18 protein-coding genes are annotated in these 16,883 nt (G+C 62.2%); 7 read left to right on the top strand and 11 right to left on the bottom strand.

All coding sequences use genetic code 11. From position 1 onward, the window contains the following. Positions 1 to 5: 5 nt before the first annotated feature. Complete coding sequence (locus V5N13_RS10750) at positions 6 to 740, bottom strand: DUF7093 family protein (protein ID WP_336360754.1); 735 nt, start codon at positions 738 to 740, stop codon at positions 6 to 8. A 158-nt stretch (positions 741 to 898) separates the two neighbouring features. Between V5N13_RS10750 and V5N13_RS10745 the strand changes: the two genes are divergently transcribed. Together V5N13_RS10745 and ygfZ are read left to right on the top strand one after the other, a co-directional pair. Beyond that, on the top strand, positions 899 to 1,195 hold the full coding sequence (locus V5N13_RS10745; protein WP_332897917.1) for a DUF6432 family protein: 297 nt from the start codon (positions 899 to 901) through the stop codon (positions 1,193 to 1,195). Between the two features lie 39 nt (positions 1,196 to 1,234). After that, positions 1,235 to 2,311 carry a CAF17-like 4Fe-4S cluster assembly/insertion protein YgfZ gene (gene ygfZ, locus V5N13_RS10740; RefSeq protein WP_336360753.1) on the top strand — a complete coding sequence of 359 codons (1,077 nt, stop codon included), beginning with the start codon at positions 1,235 to 1,237 and terminating at the stop codon, positions 2,309 to 2,311. Here the strand turns inward: ygfZ and V5N13_RS10735 are convergent, their stop codons facing one another. The 3 genes from V5N13_RS10735 to uvrA form a co-directional block, all read right to left on the bottom strand. Continuing rightward, on the bottom strand, positions 2,312 to 3,403 hold the full coding sequence (locus tag V5N13_RS10735) for a geranylgeranyl reductase family protein (RefSeq protein ID WP_336360752.1): 1,092 nt from the start codon (positions 3,401 to 3,403) through the stop codon (positions 2,312 to 2,314). 169 nt (positions 3,404 to 3,572) lie between these two features. Next, a complete protein-coding gene (locus V5N13_RS10730) occupies positions 3,573 to 4,571 on the bottom strand; it encodes a WD40/YVTN/BNR-like repeat-containing protein (protein ID WP_336360751.1) in 999 nt (332 codons plus the stop codon). A 42-nt stretch (positions 4,572 to 4,613) separates the two neighbouring features. Further along, the gene (gene uvrA, locus V5N13_RS10725; RefSeq protein ID WP_336360750.1) at positions 4,614 to 7,565 is read right to left on the bottom strand and encodes an excinuclease ABC subunit UvrA; all 2,952 of its coding nucleotides are present in this window, start codon (positions 7,563 to 7,565) and stop codon (positions 4,614 to 4,616) included. A gap of 135 nt (positions 7,566 to 7,700) precedes the next feature. Between uvrA and V5N13_RS10720 the strand changes: the two genes are divergently transcribed. The 3 genes from V5N13_RS10720 to V5N13_RS10710 are packed head-to-tail and all read left to right on the top strand — an operon-like array spanning position 7,701 to position 10,424. Continuing rightward, complete coding sequence (locus tag V5N13_RS10720; RefSeq protein WP_336360749.1) at positions 7,701 to 8,150, top strand: universal stress protein; 450 nt, start codon at positions 7,701 to 7,703, stop codon at positions 8,148 to 8,150. 55 nt (positions 8,151 to 8,205) lie between these two features. Continuing rightward, positions 8,206 to 8,886, top strand: a complete 681-nt coding sequence (locus tag V5N13_RS10715; RefSeq protein WP_336360748.1) for a TIGR00266 family protein — start codon at positions 8,206 to 8,208, stop codon at positions 8,884 to 8,886. A gap of 53 nt (positions 8,887 to 8,939) precedes the next feature. Beyond that, on the top strand, positions 8,940 to 10,424 hold the full coding sequence (locus V5N13_RS10710; RefSeq protein WP_336360747.1) for an LVIVD repeat-containing protein: 1,485 nt from the start codon (positions 8,940 to 8,942) through the stop codon (positions 10,422 to 10,424). On the opposite strand, the gene V5N13_RS10705 is transcribed toward V5N13_RS10710, so the two are convergent. The 3 genes from V5N13_RS10705 to V5N13_RS10695 are packed head-to-tail and all read right to left on the bottom strand — an operon-like array spanning position 10,421 to position 12,369. Next, a complete protein-coding gene (locus V5N13_RS10705) occupies positions 10,421 to 11,800 on the bottom strand; it encodes a DUF402 domain-containing protein (protein ID WP_336360746.1) in 1,380 nt (459 codons plus the stop codon). The two genes, V5N13_RS10710 and V5N13_RS10705, sit on opposite strands and share 4 nt — an antisense overlap. Then, entirely contained in the window at positions 11,797 to 12,171 is a 375-nt protein-coding gene (locus V5N13_RS10700) for a DUF7532 family protein (RefSeq protein ID WP_336360745.1), read from the bottom strand. The genes V5N13_RS10705 and V5N13_RS10700 overlap by 4 nt, the downstream gene beginning before the upstream one ends. 45 nt (positions 12,172 to 12,216) lie before the next feature. Continuing rightward, positions 12,217 to 12,369 (bottom strand): hypothetical protein, encoded by a 153-nt coding sequence (locus V5N13_RS10695; RefSeq protein WP_336360744.1) that lies wholly within the window; start codon positions 12,367 to 12,369, stop codon positions 12,217 to 12,219. Positions 12,370 to 12,484: 115 nt separating this feature from the next. On the opposite strand from V5N13_RS10695, the gene V5N13_RS10690 reads away from it, so the two are divergent. Further along, positions 12,485 to 13,519, top strand: coding sequence for a PrsW family intramembrane metalloprotease (locus V5N13_RS10690; protein WP_336360743.1), 1,035 nt, complete (start codon positions 12,485 to 12,487; stop codon positions 13,517 to 13,519). Here V5N13_RS10690 and V5N13_RS10685 read toward each other — a convergent pair. After that, positions 13,516 to 14,091 carry a riboflavin synthase gene (locus V5N13_RS10685; protein WP_336360742.1) on the bottom strand — a complete coding sequence of 192 codons (576 nt, stop codon included), beginning with the start codon at positions 14,089 to 14,091 and terminating at the stop codon, positions 13,516 to 13,518. The genes V5N13_RS10690 and V5N13_RS10685 overlap by 4 nt on opposite strands. Before the next feature lie 83 nt (positions 14,092 to 14,174). Here V5N13_RS10685 and V5N13_RS10680 point away from each other — a divergent pair, with 83 nt between their 5' ends. Further along, positions 14,175 to 14,414, top strand: a complete 240-nt coding sequence (locus V5N13_RS10680; RefSeq protein WP_332897904.1) for a DUF7533 family protein — start codon at positions 14,175 to 14,177, stop codon at positions 14,412 to 14,414. Here the strand turns inward: V5N13_RS10680 and V5N13_RS10675 are convergent, their stop codons facing one another. The 3 genes from V5N13_RS10675 to V5N13_RS10670 form a co-directional block, all read right to left on the bottom strand. Next, a complete protein-coding gene (locus tag V5N13_RS10675; RefSeq protein WP_336360741.1) occupies positions 14,415 to 16,250 on the bottom strand; it encodes an ATP-dependent helicase in 1,836 nt (611 codons plus the stop codon). 73 nt (positions 16,251 to 16,323) lie between these two features. Next, a complete protein-coding gene (locus V5N13_RS17170) occupies positions 16,324 to 16,482 on the bottom strand; it encodes a DUF7563 family protein (protein ID WP_442904954.1) in 159 nt (52 codons plus the stop codon). 99 nt (positions 16,483 to 16,581) lie between these two features. After that, complete coding sequence (locus V5N13_RS10670; protein WP_332897902.1) at positions 16,582 to 16,761, bottom strand: HVO_0416 family zinc finger protein; 180 nt, start codon at positions 16,759 to 16,761, stop codon at positions 16,582 to 16,584. Positions 16,762 to 16,883 lie beyond the last annotated feature (122 nt).

The following is a 16,883-nucleotide window of genomic DNA, read 5'->3' as shown; positions in this document are numbered from 1 at the left end:
AGGTTTTACTCTTTTCGCGTCGCAACCCGGTCGAGATACCCCTGCTTGCACGACGGACAGATGTCACCTTCGCGCAGTGGGGATTCGCGCACCTCGGTCTCGAAGTCGCACTTCGGACAGTGGAAGTGGCCATCGCCCGGCCGCGTGGCCGGAGCAGGCTCGTCAAGCTCCGCTGCAGCATCGTCGCCGTCGCCGTTTCGCACCCAGCTCGTGTCCGTCGGGTCGACGTGCTCTGGTTCGTCCGGCCACTCGCCGGGTTTGCGCTGTGGCACCTCCTCTTCCTCGTCGGTGAGGATGATGCCGTCGTCCTGTTCGGGGTCTAAGTCGTCCAGTTCCTCGTACTGCTCGACTTCCGCTAAGTTCGGGGCCGAATCGTGCCCCACGTCTGCGGCTTCGTGCTCATCGATGATTTCGACATCTTCGTCTGCAGGGTCTGACGGGACGGCCTCCTCGTCGCCTGTCTCGTCGGTCGATTCGAAGTCGGCGGGTTCCTCGTCGGGTTCTGTGACAGCGGCTGCGTCATCGGAGACGGGTTCGTCCTCGACGGGTTCTGGCGCTCGTTGCGCCGTCTCCATCGTCGTGACCTCTTTGGCTTCAGAGCGCACCTGCGTGCCCCCACAGCGCTCGCACACCTCGATTTCACGCACCGTCACCACGACTTCGCTCCCGCGCTCCTCTCGCTCCCGTTCGACTTCCAGTTCGCCGTACCGGTGGCCGAGGAGCGAACACTTGAGACTCATTGGCAATTGCATCCCAACGTGCGAGTATAAGAGTACTGTTTCCTGTACTCCAGACGGCCACGTGGGAGCGAAATGACCCCCCGTTTCGGGGGGTGAAACAACAAACAAGCTGACAGGTGGGGGACAAGGGTAAGATGTATCCCGACATACAGTGGCGTATGAGGGCAAAGCGTGAGTATCGGAACCGCGACGCGACGGAGGTTGCGGTGCTCGACGCCTTGGTCGATAGAAAGGGCGAGGGGCTGACCGTGTTCGAACTGCGGGCGCACGCAGACATTTCCATCGACGAACTCGAAGACGCACTGGCGAGCCTGAAAGACGCCGGGCTCATCGAGGTAACCGACGAAGGGGCACGAACCGTCATCCTCCCAGACGACAAGGTCGTTCCAGAGCCGGGAGAGGCAGAAGACGAACCGTCACTGATAGACCGGATTCTCGGGAAGTTCTCGCCGTAGAGGGCGAGGTTTATTCCCGGCCAGCAAATACCACCAGCCATGACTGTCGTCGAGGGATTCCACGAAGACCACGGCGCAACGTTCACAGAGCGCGGCGGCCGTCGCGTCGTCCGTCACTACGGGCGACCCGCACAGGCGCACAAGGCCGTCCGGAACGTCGTTGGCGTCATCGAGATGGGCTACGGCGTCGTCCTCGTCGAAGGCGACGACTGCGTCGCGTTCGTGGACAACGCCATCTCGAACTCCGTCCCGACCGACGACGGACAGGGCGTCTATTCACTGCTTCTCGACCCGCAAGGCCGCGTCAAGCTGGACATGTACGTCTACAACGCGGGCGAGCGCCTCTTGCTGTTCACGCCGCCTGACCACGCACAAGCACTCGCAGACGACTGGCAAGGCAAGACGTTCATCCAAGACGTGGACATCAGCGTCGCCACCGACGACTTCGCCGTGTTCGGCGTCCACGGCCCGAAAGCCACCGAAAAAATCGCAAGCGTCCTGACTGGTCCCGGCGCGCCCGAAGGCCCACTCTCGTTCGACCGTGGGTCGATGGGCGAGGCGGGCGTCACCGTCATCGCAACCGACGCCCCGACTGGGGAGGAGGGCTACGAGGTAGTCTGCACCGCAGACCAAGCAGAAGAAGTGCTCGACGCGCTGCTCTATTTCGGCATGGCAGCCAGTCCCTTTGGCTACGAGACGTGGGACTCGCTCACCCTTGAAGCCGGAACGCCGCTGTTCGAAACCGAACTCGACGGCCAGATTCCGAACGTCGCCGGCATCAGAAACGCTCTCAACTTCGAGAAGGGCTGTTTCGTCGGCCAAGAGGTCGTCTCTCGGGTCGAAAATCGCGGCCAGCCAAGCCGCCGACTCGTCGGCATTGTCTGTGAAGAACTTCCCGAAGCGGGAGCTACCGTCTCCGTCGATGGCGAAGAAGTTGGAACCGTGACCCGCGCCGTCGAAAGCCCCTCGCGCGACGAACCGCTCGCGCTCGCCTACGTCGAATACGGGCTGACAGAATTCGACCTCAAAGTCGGAAAGACGACTGGAACCATCGAACGACTTCCGTTTGTGGAAGGGAGCCAGAAATCCGGGCGACTGCCGACGTATCTCGACTAACTACTTTCTCGACAGGAGCGCCTTCAACTGCTCGCGCGAGGCAATCGTGGTGGGCTTGTCCATGTGGACGCCAATCTCGCCTGCGAGCGTCCCAAGTCCGGCATTCTGCACGGGTTTCGGCAGCGAGTACGCCTTGCGAATCCACGCACCGAGACGAATTTCGGTACGTAAATCATCGCGCCACGCCCGCTCGTAGTCGCCAAGCGTGCTCGGGTCGTCGGGGTCAACCGTCGCCGCGGCGTGGTCTGCGGCGGTCATCCCGTACACAATTCCGCCGCCGGTGAACGGCTTGGTCTGGGCGGCCGCATCGCCAATCAGCAAACTCCGGCGGCCAGTCACGCGCTTTGGCGGGCCAATGGGAATCATGCCCGCACAGAAATGCGAGGTTTCGACGTCGTAGCCGGAGACGAACTCGTCGAACAGTTCGCGTGCGGTCGGCTCCGAACCCGGTGGCGCGGCGAGTCCGTACTCGACACCCGCCTCACCACGGGGGATGCGCCACGCGAAGAAGGTCGGCGCGGTCAAGTGCACGTCCACGTACTCGCCGGGGTCATCTTCCTCGGAGAAGGCAAGCACGCCCTGCAGTTTCTCCTTGGGTTCGGGGAGGCCACACTCGCGGCGCACCCGCGAGACGGGACCGTCACACCCGACGACGATTTTTCCCTCGAAGGTTTCCGTACCGTCTGGCGTTTGTGCCACAACCGAAACGCGGTCGCGGCGTTCGGTGACGCCCGTGACGCTGTGATTCTCGCGCAGGTCGGCACCCGCCTTGCGGGCCGTGTCTGCGAGAATCTTGTCAAGGCCGACGCGGTCGATGACGTTCGAGATGACCTCGTGTTTGTAGAAAAGGTGGGCGTCGCTTCCGGGGCCGCCCGCGTGGAATCGTGCGCCCGAGATTTCGTTCTGCAGAAGTTGCTCGCGCGCACCCGGCGGCGTGAACTCCCAGAGGTCGGTGCTGACGTGGCCCGAACAGGCGAGGGGTTTGCCCACCTCACCGCGTTCGAGGACGAGCACGTCGTGTCCGGCCTCGGCGGTACGACGGGCAAACCGCGACCCGGCAGGGCCAGCACCGACGACGACGAAATCGTACATTGCCTTCGCCTAACTTTTCCGCCAGTATATACTTCCCGGCCTCTCGGCGTCCCGTGCGAGCACTTATCAGTGAACACGCGGCCAGCACGGGCCATGTGAGAACTGCCGCGAAGCCGCCGCGGGTGTCCAGCAGCCGGCTTCGTGAGCGTGCTGTGCTGGCTGTGTGCCCCTATTCGATGACCGCGAAGCCGCGTGGTGTCAGTCCGGTGTAGCGGTCGCTCCACGGAACCGAGAGCGAGTCCCACGATTTTCCGGCATCCGACGAGCGCGAGATGCCGCGGTTCGAGAACGCGTAGACGACTCCGGGCTCGCCGACCGTCGCCAACTCAGGGCGAACCAGTCCGTCTCCTTCTCCGAGATCTGTCCCACAGCGTTCCCACGCACCGTCGCCCTCGCGTCTGTAGACGAAGGACTCAGCAGACGATGGGTTGTGCGCCGAATACGGCCCGGCGGCTGCGGTGAGAACCACCGTGTCCGGGTCGCCCGGGTCGGGTGCGACGCTCCAGCAGTAGCGGTGGCGCAACCCGTCCTGTAGGTGGCTCCACGATTTCCCGCCGTCTCGTGACTCGGCGTAGCCGTCGCCGGCCGCCGCATAGACGCGTCCAGGCGCATCTGGGTGGACGGCCAGCGAGTGGTTGTCATAGCGCGAGCCGGAGGGGCGTTCGTGCCACGACTCGCCGCCGTCTTCGGAGTAAACGAACGCTCCGGCCTCAATGCCGACGTAGAGGAGTTCTGGGTCTGCCGGGTCGACCTCAATCCACCGAACGTGGTGGGTGTCTGGACGCGGCGGGAAGTACCACTCGTCTGCTGAGGGAAGGTCGGTGAGCGGCGAGAGCGCCGTCCACGAATCGCCCCCATCAGTTGAACGATAGACGGCGCTTGGTTCAGTGCCGACGTAGACCGTGTCAGGGTCGTGCGGACTCACCCGCGCCGACATCACGGCACCCTCGATGACGTCCCCACCAACCTGTTCCCACGTGTCGCCAGCGTCGAGACTGCGCTGCAGTCCGTCGTCGAAGGTTCCGACGAACACACGATCGGGTGCGGCCTGCGAGACGGCCACGCATTCGAGTGCATGGCCGTCGAGGCGTTCGGTTGCCTGCCAGTCCTCGCCACGGCCGGTGGCGACGACGAGCACCTCACGGAATGGTGCGTAAATGGCGGTCATAGTGAAAGCTACGCGCTCTCAGCAGAAAGAGATGTAGCGTCGTTAGTCGTCGTCGGTCGTCATCGCCGGAGCGACGCGGTCTGCGCGCGGCCCGTCGAGTTCGATGTCCGGAAGCAGGTCACGGAGGTAGCGACCGGTGTGAGAGTCGTCGGTGCGGGCGATTTCTTCGGGCGTGCCGCGGGCGACGATTTGGCCGCCTTTCTCGCCGCCTTCCGGCCCGAGGTCAATGATGTGGTCTGCGTTTTTGACGAGGTCGAGTTCGTGTTCAACGACGACCACGCTGTTCCCGTTGTCCACGAGTCGCTGGAGCACCTCGATGAGTTTGCGCTCGTCTTCCGAGTGGAGGCCAGTCGTTGGCTCGTCGAGCAGGTACAGCGTTTCGCCGGTCTGTTTCTTACCGAGTTCTTCGGCGAGTTTGACGCGCTGGGCTTCGCCGCCCGAGAGCGTGGTCGAGGGCTGGCCAAGGCGCATGTAGTCGAGGCCAACGTCGGAGAGCAGTTGCAGACGGCGCTTGATGCGCGTGTCCGCCTCGAAGAATTCGAGTGCTTCCTCGATGCTCATATCCAGCACGTCAGCGATGGTCTTGCCCTTGTAGGTCACGTCGAGGGTCTCGTCGTTGTAGCGGTCGCCTTCACACTCCTCGCACGGGACGTACACGTCTGAGAGGAAGTTCATCTCGATTTTGACGGTGCCCTGTCCGCCACACTCCTCACAGCGGCCGCCTTTCACGTTGAACGAGAAGCGTCCCTTCTCGTAGCCGCGCTGGCGGGCGAGTTTCGTCTTTGCGAACAGTTCGCGGATGTAGTCGAACACCCCGGTGTAGGTCGCCGGATTCGACCGCGGGGTGCGGCCAATCGGACTCTGGTCGATGAGGCGCACCGTCTCGATTTGGTCAAGGCCCTCGATGGAGTCGTGCTCGCCGGGGTCAACGCTCGTGTTGTTGTTCATCGTCCGCGCGAGGCTCTTGTAGAGAATCTCGTGCATCAGCGTCGATTTCCCGGAGCCAGAGACGCCCGTGACGGCGGTGAAACAGCCGAGCGGAATGTCCACGTCGAGGTTCTTGAGGTTGTGCTGGCGCGCGCCGCGAATGGTGATCGAGTCGGCCGCTTCGCGTCGCTCTGTTGGGACGGGAATCGCTTTCCGGCCGGAGAGGTACTCCGCGGTGATGGTGTCAGCATCGAGGATTTCGTCGTAGGTGCCTTGGAAGACGACTTCGCCGCCGCGTTTTCCGGGACCCGGTCCCATGTCGATGATGTTGTCCGCCCGGCGCATCGTCTCCTCGTCGTGTTCGACGACGAGGAGCGTGTTCCCGATGTCGCGGAGTTCACAGAGCGTGTTGAGCAGGCGGTCGTTGTCGCGCTGGTGGAGGCCAATCGACGGTTCGTCGAGCACGTAGAGCACGCCGACGAGGCCGGACCCGATTTGCGTAGCGAGACGAATCCGCTGGCTCTCCCCGCCCGAGAGGGTCGCCGCCTCGCGGTCGAGCGTGAGGTATTCGAGGCCGACTTCGCACATGAACCCGAGCCGGGCGCGAATCTCTTTGAGAATCTCCGTGGCGATGGTTCGCTCGCGGTCGGTGAACGTGTCTTCGAGGCCTTCGAAGTAGGAGAGTGCATCACCGATGCTCATCCGGTTCACCTCGGGCAGCGACGTACCGGAGACGAGCACCGCGCGCGATTCGGGTTTCAGGCGCGAGCCGTTACACGCCGGGCACGTCGTGACGGACATGAACTTCTCGATGTGCTCACGAGCGCGCTTGCTGTCGGTTTCGACGTGGCGGCGTTCGAGATTCGGGATGACGCCCTCGAACGGCTGTTCCTTGCGGCGAATTCCATTTTTCGTCTTCCACTCGAACAGCACGTCCTCGCGAGTGCCGTAGAGAAAGCCCTGCTGGACTTCCTCATCGAGTTCTTCAAATGGCGTGTCAAGCGAAACGTCGTAGTGCTCGCCCATCGAGTCGAGCTGGCGGCGGTAGTAGTTCCGGTTGTAGCTCCACGGCTCGAAGACGTGTTTCAACGGCTGGTTCGCATCTTGAATCACGAGTGCTTCGTCGATTTCTTTCGTCTCCCCAAGTCCGGAACACTCCGGACACGCCCCGTACGGGCTGTTGAAGGAGAAACTCCGCGTCTCGACTTCGCTCAGGTCGATGCCACAGTGGGTGCACGCGAGGTCTTCTGAGAACTCAACGACGAGGCGGCCGTCTTTCTCCGCATCCGCGCTAAGCGACCCGGTCGAACGCGTCTCGGAGCCGAGACGGACGCCCTCTGGCGGGTTCGGTAGGATGACTTTGATGATGCCGTCGGCTTCGCGGAGCGCGGTTTCGACGCTGTCGGTGATGCGTGAACGCGCCTTCTCTGCGATTTTTACGCGGTCTACGATGACATCTACGGTGTGACGGAAGTTCTCGTCAAGCGTTGGCTTCTCTGTGGTGAGGTCGTACTCCTCGCCGTCGACTTCGACGCGCGAGTAGCCGTCGCTCACGAGGTCCGAAAACAGGTCTGCGAACGCGCCTTTCTGGTCGCGGACGACCGGCGCGGCGATTTTCGCCTTGGTTCCGTCGGGCAGTTCGAGAATCCGGCGCACCATGTTCTGGGCGCTCTGTTCGCCCACCTCACGGCCACACTCGGGACAGTGAGGAATCCCGACGCGGGCGTACAGCAGCCGCAGGTAGTCGTGGAGTTCGGTCACCGTTCCGACCGTTGAGCGGGGGTTGTTCGCCCCGTTTTTCTGGTCGATGGAGATAGCCGGTGACAGCCCTTCGACGCTCTCGACTTGCGGCTTGTCCATCTGCCCGAGGAAGTTGCGGGCGTAGGCGCTCAGACTCTCGATGTAGCGCCGTTGACCCTCGGCGTAAATGGTGTCGAAGGCGAGCGACGACTTGCCCGACCCCGACAGTCCGGTGACGACGGTGAACGTCTCGCGTGGCACGCGAACGTCGAGGTCTTTCAGGTTGTGTTCGTTGGCCCCCCGAACCTCGATGTAGTCCTTGCTCATCTACGTCTGCGTATGGACGGAAGCAGTGAAACGCTGTCGGTTAGGGTGTGAGACGGTGGCACGCGAGCGGGGTAGAAAAGCAGTCGCTCATTGATGGCCGTACGTTTTAGCCGGTCACGAAACAACCAGCCGAGCATGGCACTTGACACCATGTTACTCGCGGTTGGCCCCCGCGACGCAAACAGCGTGAACAAACTTGCACAGACCGTTATCGAGGTGGCGAAGCCAACCGGCGCGACCGTGGTACTCGGCCACGTGTTCACCGAAGACGAGTTCGAATCGGTGTTAGACCAACTCGACTACACACCGCAAACCCGTGCAGAGCCCGGTGAAGTCGCCCGACGGCACACGACGATTCGAGACCTCGCGGCACACTTTGACGACGCGGAGGTATCGTACGAAATCGAAGGCGCAGTCGGAAACCACGGCGACGCTATCGTCACCCTCGCAGAGAACGTCGATGCAGACCGCGTCGTCATCGGCGGGAGAAAGCGTTCCCCGACGGGCAAGGCCGTGTTCGGCTCTACGGCACAGGAAGTGCTCTTTGCCGCCCCGTGCCCGGTGACGTACGTCCGGCGAGACTGACGCGACCCAAACGGGGCAAATCTCCTTAGTGGAGGCAAACTAACACGTAGGTGTAATGCACCACGAAATCGACCACCGCCCGTCGTTCGCCCTCGTGACCGTTCACCTTGATACAGGCGAGGCAATCGTCACCGAAGCTGGTTCGATGGTCAGCTACACAGACGGCGTCGAAATCAAGACCGCGGCGAACGGGGGGATTCTCGGGTCGCTGAAGCGTTCGGTCCTCGGCGGCGAGAGTTTCTTCATGAACACGTTTACCGCGAACACCGCCGGGCACGTCACGCTCGCTCCGCCGCTTCCCGGCGACGTGGTGAACCACGACTTAGAAGACGAAACGCTCTACGTCCAGTCGGGGTCGTTTCTCGCCGCAGACCCGAGCATCGACATCGACACGAAGTTCGGCGGCGGGCGGACGTTCTTCGGCGGCGAAGGCCTGTTCTTGCTCAAGCTCACCGGGACGGGTGAAACCTTCCTGTCGAGCTACGGTGCGATTCAAGAAGTCGAGTTGGATGCAGACGAGAGATACATCGTCGACACGGGTCACGTCGTCGCCTTCGAGGAGACGGCGAACTTCACGGTGAACAAAGTCGGCGGCCTCAAGTCGACGCTGCTGAGCGGCGAAGGCCTCGTCGTGACGTTCACCGGTCCCGGACGCATCTGGATGCAGACCCGGAGCGAAGACGCGTTCCTCTCGTGGCTCATCCCGCAGTTGCCCACCAACAACAACAGCAATTGAGCCACGAATGACCTGACCAAAACCATCATATATGTAACGGGTTTACATGGGGCATGCGCCGCAGACAGGTCCTCCAGGCTGCAGCCGCAGGCGCCGCCCTCCCCCTTTTCAGTCATATCGGCACTGCGCAAGAATCCGGCTATGCACCGATTGCGCGCCTTGACCTTCCTCGCGCAAAAGAGGTCGTCGTGAGCGCCGACGGCGAAACCGCCTATGTGGCCCTGACCAACGGCTTCGCCATCGTGGACGTGAGTAGCCCCGCAAACCCGACGGTGCTCGCAGAAGAACGGGGGTTGCTGAGCGACGTTGAGGGTGGGCCACTTCGCGGTATCTACGACGTGAAAATAGACGGCGACACGCTCCTCGTCGCCGGGCCGGCGAACCCCACGGCGAGTCAGAACATCAACGCACTCGTCATCTACGACGTCTCAGACCCCGAGAATCCGACCCAGCGCGCTGTGTACGAGACGAACTTCTTCCACCACAACGTCTACCTCGAAGGCGACACCGCCTACCTCGGCGACAACGAACACGCCGACATCGATACGCGAAGAAACGAACTCGTCATCGTTGACGTGAGCGGCGAACCGGAAGAAGTCGGCCGCTGGTCGATCGCCGACCACGACGAGCGGTGGGCCGACATCAACACCAGCGTCTGGACGCTCCACGACCTGTACGTCAAAAACCCGATTGCGTATCTCGTCTTCTGGGATGCCGGGACGTGGATTGTCGATTGTTCTGACCCGGCGAACCCCGAGTATCTCGGCAACGTGCGGACGCCAGACCCGGACGAACTCGCCCAACTCACCGACGACCAGCTCAGACAGATGGTGTTCGAGCCGCCGGGCAACGACCACTACGTCACGGTCAACGACGACGCGACGGTGATGGGCGTCGGCGGCGAGTCGTGGGACGTAGACGCCGCTGACGATACGGGCGGGCCGAGTGGCATCGAACTGTTCGACATTTCCGATAAAACCGCGCCGGAGTCGCTCGCCATGATTGCGCCGCCGGAGACTGCAGATGGCACCTTCCAAGGGACGTGGACCACCTCGCACAACTTCGACATCGCGGGCGACCACCTCTACACCTCGTGGTACCAAGGCGGCGTGAAGATTCACGACATCGCAGACCCGGCCACCCCCGAGGAGCTCGCGTGGTGGCGCGAACCCGACGAAACGAGTTTCTGGACGGCACAACTCGCCGTCCCGGGCGAATTTTTCGTCGCAACCAGCCACGAGAACCCGAGCGGCGACGGTGCCAATGGCACGGCACTCTACACCTTCCCCGACCGGGCGGGCGAGCAAGCAAATCCGCCGTCGTTGACGGAAACGGAAACCCCGACGGCGACACAAACTGCGACGCAGACGACGACCACCCAAACCACGACCCAGACCACCACGACGACGCAATCGACCACCACGACAGAAGAGACGACAACCGACACCTCCGGTCCGGGCTTTGGCGTGCCCGCAGCGATTACCGGAGTCGGTCTGGGCGCGTGGCGCTATCTGCGGCGAGAAGAGCAGTCTGATTAGAGCGCGTTTTCGATGGCGCTCGCGACGCGTCGCGCTTTTTCTGCGAGTTCGGGTGAAATGTGTCCGGCGGAAACGGCGTCGTCGAGTTCGTCGTCATCGACGCGCTCGACCGTGCCATCTGCGTGTTTGATGACATCGACGTGTAAGTCCACGTAGCGGACGCTGTCGGGGAACAGTTCGACCGGCGTACAGATGTTGACGTAGGTGCCCCGGCGCTCGCCGTCCTGACTCTTGTACACCGTGGGATACCACCATTTGCCTTCAGTGAACTTCGTGACCGCCACGTCCCCGGCGCGTCGGGGCACGTCTAAGGCGTCGTAGGAGCCACCGGGCGACATTTCGCGGGTCAGAGTGATGCGCTGTTTGTCCACGTCTCGGTCGGTGACTGTTCCTGACCCAAGCGTGATGAGCCGACCTTCGGGTTTGCCGTGGCCAATCGCCAGTCGGTCGCCCGTCAGCGGGCCGAACTGTCGAGTGACGGCAGCGAAGGGAAAGCCCCCGCTCGGGTCGCAGATGGCCTCTGCGAAATCAACGGCGGCGCTCGCGCGACGGTCTGCGGCCTTCGTCCGGTGGTGGCCGGGCATCGTCGTCGTCACGGCGCGGCGGTGGTCGTCGAGCGCGAACCGGGAGTCGCGGCCGAACCAAACCCAGCGCGTGGCGTCGCCCGTGTAGTGCAGGTGCGGAGCGTCGTCTTCGGGTGCGGGTGCCGACGACAGCGCCTGCTCGATGGCCGTTGCCTGTTCGACCGCTCCCGAAAGCGCGTCGTCGAGGGCGTCGAGGCTGGCGTCGTCTGCGTCCCGTCCCCAGTTCATGTACCAGCCCTCGGGTGGGTCGGTCGGGAGCAGGTCGCCGAGGGCCATCGGGCGGGTCCCGGACGGTTTGCTGCCTCGGACGAGGGTGACGAGGCCGCCCATCACTCTGATGCGGGTGTCAACGACCGGCCGGTCGTCGCTCCACGGGGCGGCGGGGTCGCGCACCTGTACGCGGAGCGCGTCGCCTTCTTCGACGCGGTCGTCAACCTTCGAGTACGGGAGAAAGGCGTCGCATTCGCCCACATCCACGATTGCGCCGCTCTTTTTCGTCTCCATCACGACGGCGTTGCAGATGGCCCCCCTCGGGGCCGGGTCTGCCCACGAGAACGTGTCGATATCCACCGAAAGCAGGTCTGTGAGGGCGAAAACAGCGTCCTCGGTGCCGATGACCGAAACACCTTGGCGGTCGGCGGTGGTCTCGACGGTTGCGTCGTATTCGGCGTCGGGGAACGATTCGTCAAACCGGTTCTGGATGGGTTCTGAGGCGAGCACCACGTCGTGGCCCGCCTCGTGGAGCAGGTGGGTGATGGCGGTCGTGTAGATGCCGCGGACGCGGACGTTCATAGCGCGTCGCGCGAGGTGGCAAAGCGGACGCGGTCGTGCACCGTCGCGCCGAGGTTCAGTTCGACCACGTCGTCGCCAAGGATGCGCCCGCCTTCGACGGGGACGCCCCACGAGTCAAAGCGGAGGTAGCCGCGGATGTCCGCGCCGTGGGTGAACAGGTCGCAGTAGGACACGGTGTGTTCTGGAAAGTCGTCGCGGCTGTGGGCGAGATCCATGTCCGAGTAGACGGTGTCGTGTTCCTCGAAGAAGGCACGGAGGCGGTCTGCGTCAGCCTGCGTCGTCTCGACGATATTGCGAGAGACCGTTTTCAGGTCGTCGAGCGAGAGGCCAGCGTCACGAAGGGCCGCCTGCGTTCGCTGGTCGAAGTGCATGTTCCACGGTTGGGTGGGCGGGATTGAAAATAGCGCGGTCTGTGCTCAGTCGTCTGCGGGGGCGGCCGTCGGGGCGTCGTCGGTGACGGTCGGGAGGTCTTTGGCTGTCGTCGGTGCGTGTTCTTCGGTTGTGGTCCGTCGGTCGGTTTTCGGTGGGGCCGTGTAGAGCAGGCCTCTGCTCGTGCTGTACCGTGCCATGACCCAACACTCGGCACGAAGGCAGTGATAAAACTACCCCTAACACCTGTATTAGGTGTTTGAAGGAGGGCTAGTAGGCAGAACAATTAGGGTCGGGGATGGCATACATCGGTGCATGACGGATAGACGCGACCCGATTCAGGCGCGCGCCGACGGGTCACAAGATCTCTACGATGTTGCGACGTGGGAGGTGCGGTCTCGGCTCGACCGCGTTGCAGTCTCCATTTTCCGCGGGCTCAAGTTCTCCCTTCGTGCCATCGTCTTTCTGATGGCACTGATCATCTTTGTCGCCCAGTTCGCTCTCGGTGGTGTTGGTGCGATTACCGAGCCAGCCGTTGGCGCACTCGTCGTGCTCTCTGCACTCCCCGCCCTTGGGCTTGCATGGTACGTGCGACGCGAAGATGCGACGAGCGAAGAGCCACTCGAACTCATGGTTGCGACGTTCGTCCTCGCCGTGTTATTCGCGGGCTTTGCGGGCATATTGAACACCTACGTCGGCAACGGCGTCCAAGCCATCGGCTCCGGCTTTGGCACCCTCCCCGTGCTCGGCCTCGTGTTCATGTTCTACCTCGTCGTCGGTCCCGTCGAAGAGACCGTAAAGTGGCTCGCCATCCGGCTGTATGCCTACCGCTCAGAGCGCTTCGACGCGGTCATTGACGGCGCGGTGTACGGCGCGATAGCCGGACTCGGCTTCGCCACCATCGAAAACGCGCTGTACATCACCCAGAACTTGAACGCCGCCTTCCTCGCGAGCGGGAACATCGTGGGCGCAGGCTCCGACATCACCGCCGTGCGTGCGCTCGCCGGGCCGGGCCACGTCATCTACTCTGCGTTCGCGGGCTACTATCTCGGACTCGCCAAGTTCAACCCCGAAAATCGCGGCCCAATCGTCGTGAAAGGCCTGCTCATCGCAGCACTCATCCACGCAACCTACAACACGCTCGTCACCATCGTCCCCGACCTCATCAGCGTGCTCATCCCGAGCGTCTCGCCGTTCGTCGTGTTCCTCGGCTTCGTCATCGTCTACGATGGATTCTTTGGCTACATCCTCCTGCGCAAACTCCGCCGATACAGCCACACCTACCGCGACCTACACGACACGCCCGACGCGAGCGAGATGAAAGTCGAGAAAACAGAATACGACGCCTAAAGCAACTGTTCTACGTACTTCGCGATGACATCCACTTCGAGGTGGACGCGGTCACCGACCTGTTTCTCTGAGAGGTTCGTGAGGTCGTAGGTCGTCGGGATGATGGCAACCGTAAACGAGTCGTCCTCGCGCGAGGCGACCGTGAGCGAGATTCCATCGACGGTAATCGACCCCTTCTCGACGACGTATTTGGCCGAGTCTTCGGGCAGCGAAATTTCGAACTCCCAGTCGTCGCCGAGCTGGTCGATGCGGCGAATCTCGGCGGTGCCATCGACGTGCCCTTGGACGATGTGGCCGTCAAAGCGCCCGTCTGCGGGCATGGCGCGCTCTAAGTTGACCACGTCGCCTTCTTCGATGGCATCAAACGCGGTACGCGAGACGGTTTCTCTGAGGAGGAACACGGAGAACCAGCCGTCGCCAAATTCTTCGACGGTGAGACAGGCTCCGTTGACGCTGATGGATTGGCCGTGGTGGAGGTCAGTAAAGGGCGCGCCGAGTTTCAGCCGTCGGCCGCCGTCGGTGTCGGTGACGGCGAGTACGTCACCCGTCGTTTCGACGATTCCGGTGAACATAGGGGCAGATAGGGAGGGGAAGCGAAAGAATCCCCCGCCTTCAGCCGAGGCGTTTTTGCACGCGCGAGCGAAACGCTCTTCCAATGGGAAAGGGCATTCTCGGAACCATCCAGTTGGCCATCGCGCTCGCCTTCGCCATCCCCGTGGGCTTGCTCGGCCTCGATATGCTCACGAGAGGAGAGCACCTCATCGGCGGCGGCTTCATCGGCCTCGCGATTCTAATGATTGCAATCGAGGAGTACATCACGACGCCCGGCGACCTGCCAGGGATGGCTGCAGAGAAGGTCGCGGGCGCAGTGGTCAAAGAGAAAGACGACGAGTAATCAGTCGGCAGACAGCGGTTCTGTGGCTTCTTCGAGCAGTTCTGCGAGCGGCTTTTCGACCGGACGGTTGTGGAGCAACACGTCAATCGGGAGTGTCGGCGCGCCGTCCACGAGATTTTCCATCATGACGAGGCGTTCGCGCGCACGGCTCATCCCGACGTAGAACACACGCCGCTCGTTGTCGGTCATAATCGGAATTGGACTCGTGCGCTTTGTGAACTCGATGCCCTCGGGGATGCGCCCCTCTTGTTCGAGGAGCGCGGCCATCTGTTCGACGACCTTCTCGGTGAGGTCGGTGGCGACGAACACGTGGTCTGCCTCACGACCTTTCGCGGAGTGGATAGTGCCCACACGAACGTTCTCGCGGTCTAAGTGCTGGTAATCACCCGCGAAGTAGGCTTTGAGCGAGCGCCTCTGGAAGGACGTCACTTTCCGGAGCATGTCTGCGGCAGACACGGGTGCGGGGACGAACGGCGCGAATTCGCGGATGAAATCCGGCTCGAATTCGAGATTCGTGAGGTCGTCTTCGTCGTGTTCCTCTTTCGCGTCCTCAATGGCCTCGAACAGCGCATCGCGGTCGTTCGTGCCGAACGCCGAATCCGCGAGCATGTTGGCGAGTCGGCGTGCTTGCAACCCATCTACGTTCTCGCCCGCGTCGATGGCTTCGACCGCGGTGACGTACTGATGGAGGCGGTCGGTCCACATGCGCTGGTCGGTGAGGACGCGAAACGGAATCCCTTCGTCGATGAACTCGTCCATGAACTGGAACATCTGATAGCGCGCCCGGAACAGCACCATGATGGTGCCTTCCTCTTCTTCGATGGTGCGCCGGAGTTCGCGCACGAGGTCGAGCATGGAGGGCGAACTCATCGCTTCGACGATGCCGCCTTCCTTCCGCGGCCGAAGCTTCTTCTCCTGGCGCTCTTCGATGTGGCGAATCTCGTGTTGGACGACGTTCAGAATCTTCGACGGCAGCCGGTAGGAGTTCGGGAGAATCACGTCTTCGCCCTCCTCTTCGAGCAGGAGTTTCGGGTCTGCGCCCTGCCACGCGTAGACGACCTGGTCGTCGTCACCCGCGATGAGGACGTGTTTCATGTGCTGTTTCCACTCCTCGTACACCGCGTACTGGAGCGTCGTGATGTCCTGGAACTCGTCGATAACGAGGTAGTCAACGCTCGGGAGCAGCGACCGCTGGTGGACGCGTTCGAGCATGTCGGCGAAGCCGACCTTGTTTTGCTTGCCCTTGTAGGACTGCCACGCGCGGATGGCCTCAGGGATGTCGATGCGCTTGTCGTCAGACGGCCACGTCGGGGTGTACTTGTTCCCCTCTTGGGCGTTCGGGTCGATGTCCGGTGGGAGGCGGACTTTCTCTACGTTCCACTGGAAGGGAACGTCGTACCAGTCTGCCACCTCGCGGCGGGTGCGCTGGAGCCACTGGCTCGTGGCGATGATTTTGTTCCCAATCGTGGTCGAGCGGGCGGTGCGGCGGCGTGAACTCGAATATTCGTCTTCGAATTCGAGGCCGTACTCCTCACAGAACTCCTTTTTTTCCTTCTCGCCTACCACGTCCTTGCGCGAGAGGTCGAGCAGTTCGTAGGCCTTTGCGTGCATGGTTGAGACGTTCCCCTTGAGCGACCGCGGGGTGACATCGAGGCGCTCTGCGAGGCGTTCTCGAATCTCTGCTGCTGCAGCGCGGGTGTAGGAGACAACGAGCACGTCGTTGATTTCGACACCCTCCTGTGCGAGGATGTCCTCAACTTCGTCGAGAAGTGCCGTCGTCTTCCCGCTCCCCGGCCCCCCAAAGAGACGAGTGACCGTGGGTTCGGCGTCAGTCATTGTCCATGTGGTAGAGACGGTGATGGATAAACCTCTGGGTTAGCCTCCAAAAGCCCGCGTAGAAGCCCACAGACTACGGATTTCGGGGCGAACGGGCGTCCCGAACGGACGCGCCCTCTCTGATTTTGTCGGTACATCGCGGGCAGACGCGAGGGTCGCTGATTCCAGTCGGTGAAAAGACGCGGACGTAGGCGTCGGTCACGAAAGAGCCGCAGTTCTGGCATTCGGGCATATTTCTCATTTATCGTTATGGAAATAATACAATAAATCAGTATCCCTGATAAGCGGTATCAACGGCGCATCTGTGCAAAAAATGAATCAGCGACGGGTTCTACGCGGTTCGCGGGGACCAACCGCATACCGAGCACTCCGTTGCTCCTGTATCGTGGAGGCCCATACACTCTGGGCACTGGAGTTTGTTATAGTTCTGCTGCCATCCAACAACAGCAGTTTCGTGGCCACGTTGCGAGAGAAACTCGTCGAATACAGTGTCGTTCGGTGCTGAGGCCATACATGGTATGCTATACCACGACAGTACTTAGTGTTTCTGGCTTTGACAGTGTGAAGATGGTAGCCGAATAACCAGACAGTTGTAACTATTGTGGGCGAAAAACGGGAAAACGAATAGTTTGC

It is taken from the genome of Haladaptatus sp. ZSTT2 (genome assembly GCF_037081775.1).
Lineage (GTDB): Archaea > Halobacteriota > Halobacteria > Halobacteriales > Halococcaceae > QDMS2.
This window is presented reverse-complemented; position numbering and strand designations above follow the sequence as displayed.

Coding starts and splice junctions, on each gene's coding strand:
- V5N13_RS10750 (WP_336360754.1), bottom strand. CDS start 740: ATGAGTCTCAAGTGTTCGCTCCTCGGCCACCGGTACGGCGAACTGGAA.
- V5N13_RS10745 (WP_332897917.1), top strand. CDS start 899: ATGAGGGCAAAGCGTGAGTATCGGAACCGCGACGCGACGGAGGTTGCG.
- ygfZ (WP_336360753.1), top strand. CDS start 1,235: ATGACTGTCGTCGAGGGATTCCACGAAGACCACGGCGCAACGTTCACA.
- V5N13_RS10735 (WP_336360752.1), bottom strand. CDS start 3,403: ATGTACGATTTCGTCGTCGTCGGTGCTGGCCCTGCCGGGTCGCGGTTT.
- V5N13_RS10730 (WP_336360751.1), bottom strand. CDS start 4,571: ATGACCGCCATTTACGCACCATTCCGTGAGGTGCTCGTCGTCGCCACC.
- uvrA (WP_336360750.1), bottom strand. CDS start 7,565: ATGAGCAAGGACTACATCGAGGTTCGGGGGGCCAACGAACACAACCTG.
- V5N13_RS10720 (WP_336360749.1), top strand. CDS start 7,701: ATGGCACTTGACACCATGTTACTCGCGGTTGGCCCCCGCGACGCAAAC.
- V5N13_RS10715 (WP_336360748.1), top strand. CDS start 8,206: ATGCACCACGAAATCGACCACCGCCCGTCGTTCGCCCTCGTGACCGTT.
- V5N13_RS10710 (WP_336360747.1), top strand. CDS start 8,940: ATGCGCCGCAGACAGGTCCTCCAGGCTGCAGCCGCAGGCGCCGCCCTC.
- V5N13_RS10705 (WP_336360746.1), bottom strand. CDS start 11,800: ATGAACGTCCGCGTCCGCGGCATCTACACGACCGCCATCACCCACCTG.
- V5N13_RS10700 (WP_336360745.1), bottom strand. CDS start 12,171: ATGCACTTCGACCAGCGAACGCAGGCGGCCCTTCGTGACGCTGGCCTC.
- V5N13_RS10695 (WP_336360744.1), bottom strand. CDS start 12,369: ATGGCACGGTACAGCACGAGCAGAGGCCTGCTCTACACGGCCCCACCG.
- V5N13_RS10690 (WP_336360743.1), top strand. CDS start 12,485: ATGACGGATAGACGCGACCCGATTCAGGCGCGCGCCGACGGGTCACAA.
- V5N13_RS10685 (WP_336360742.1), bottom strand. CDS start 14,091: ATGTTCACCGGAATCGTCGAAACGACGGGTGACGTACTCGCCGTCACC.
- V5N13_RS10680 (WP_332897904.1), top strand. CDS start 14,175: ATGGGAAAGGGCATTCTCGGAACCATCCAGTTGGCCATCGCGCTCGCC.
- V5N13_RS10675 (WP_336360741.1), bottom strand. CDS start 16,250: ATGACTGACGCCGAACCCACGGTCACTCGTCTCTTTGGGGGGCCGGGG.
- V5N13_RS17170 (WP_442904954.1), bottom strand. CDS start 16,482: ATGCCCGAATGCCAGAACTGCGGCTCTTTCGTGACCGACGCCTACGTC.
- V5N13_RS10670 (WP_332897902.1), bottom strand. CDS start 16,761: ATGGCCTCAGCACCGAACGACACTGTATTCGACGAGTTTCTCTCGCAA.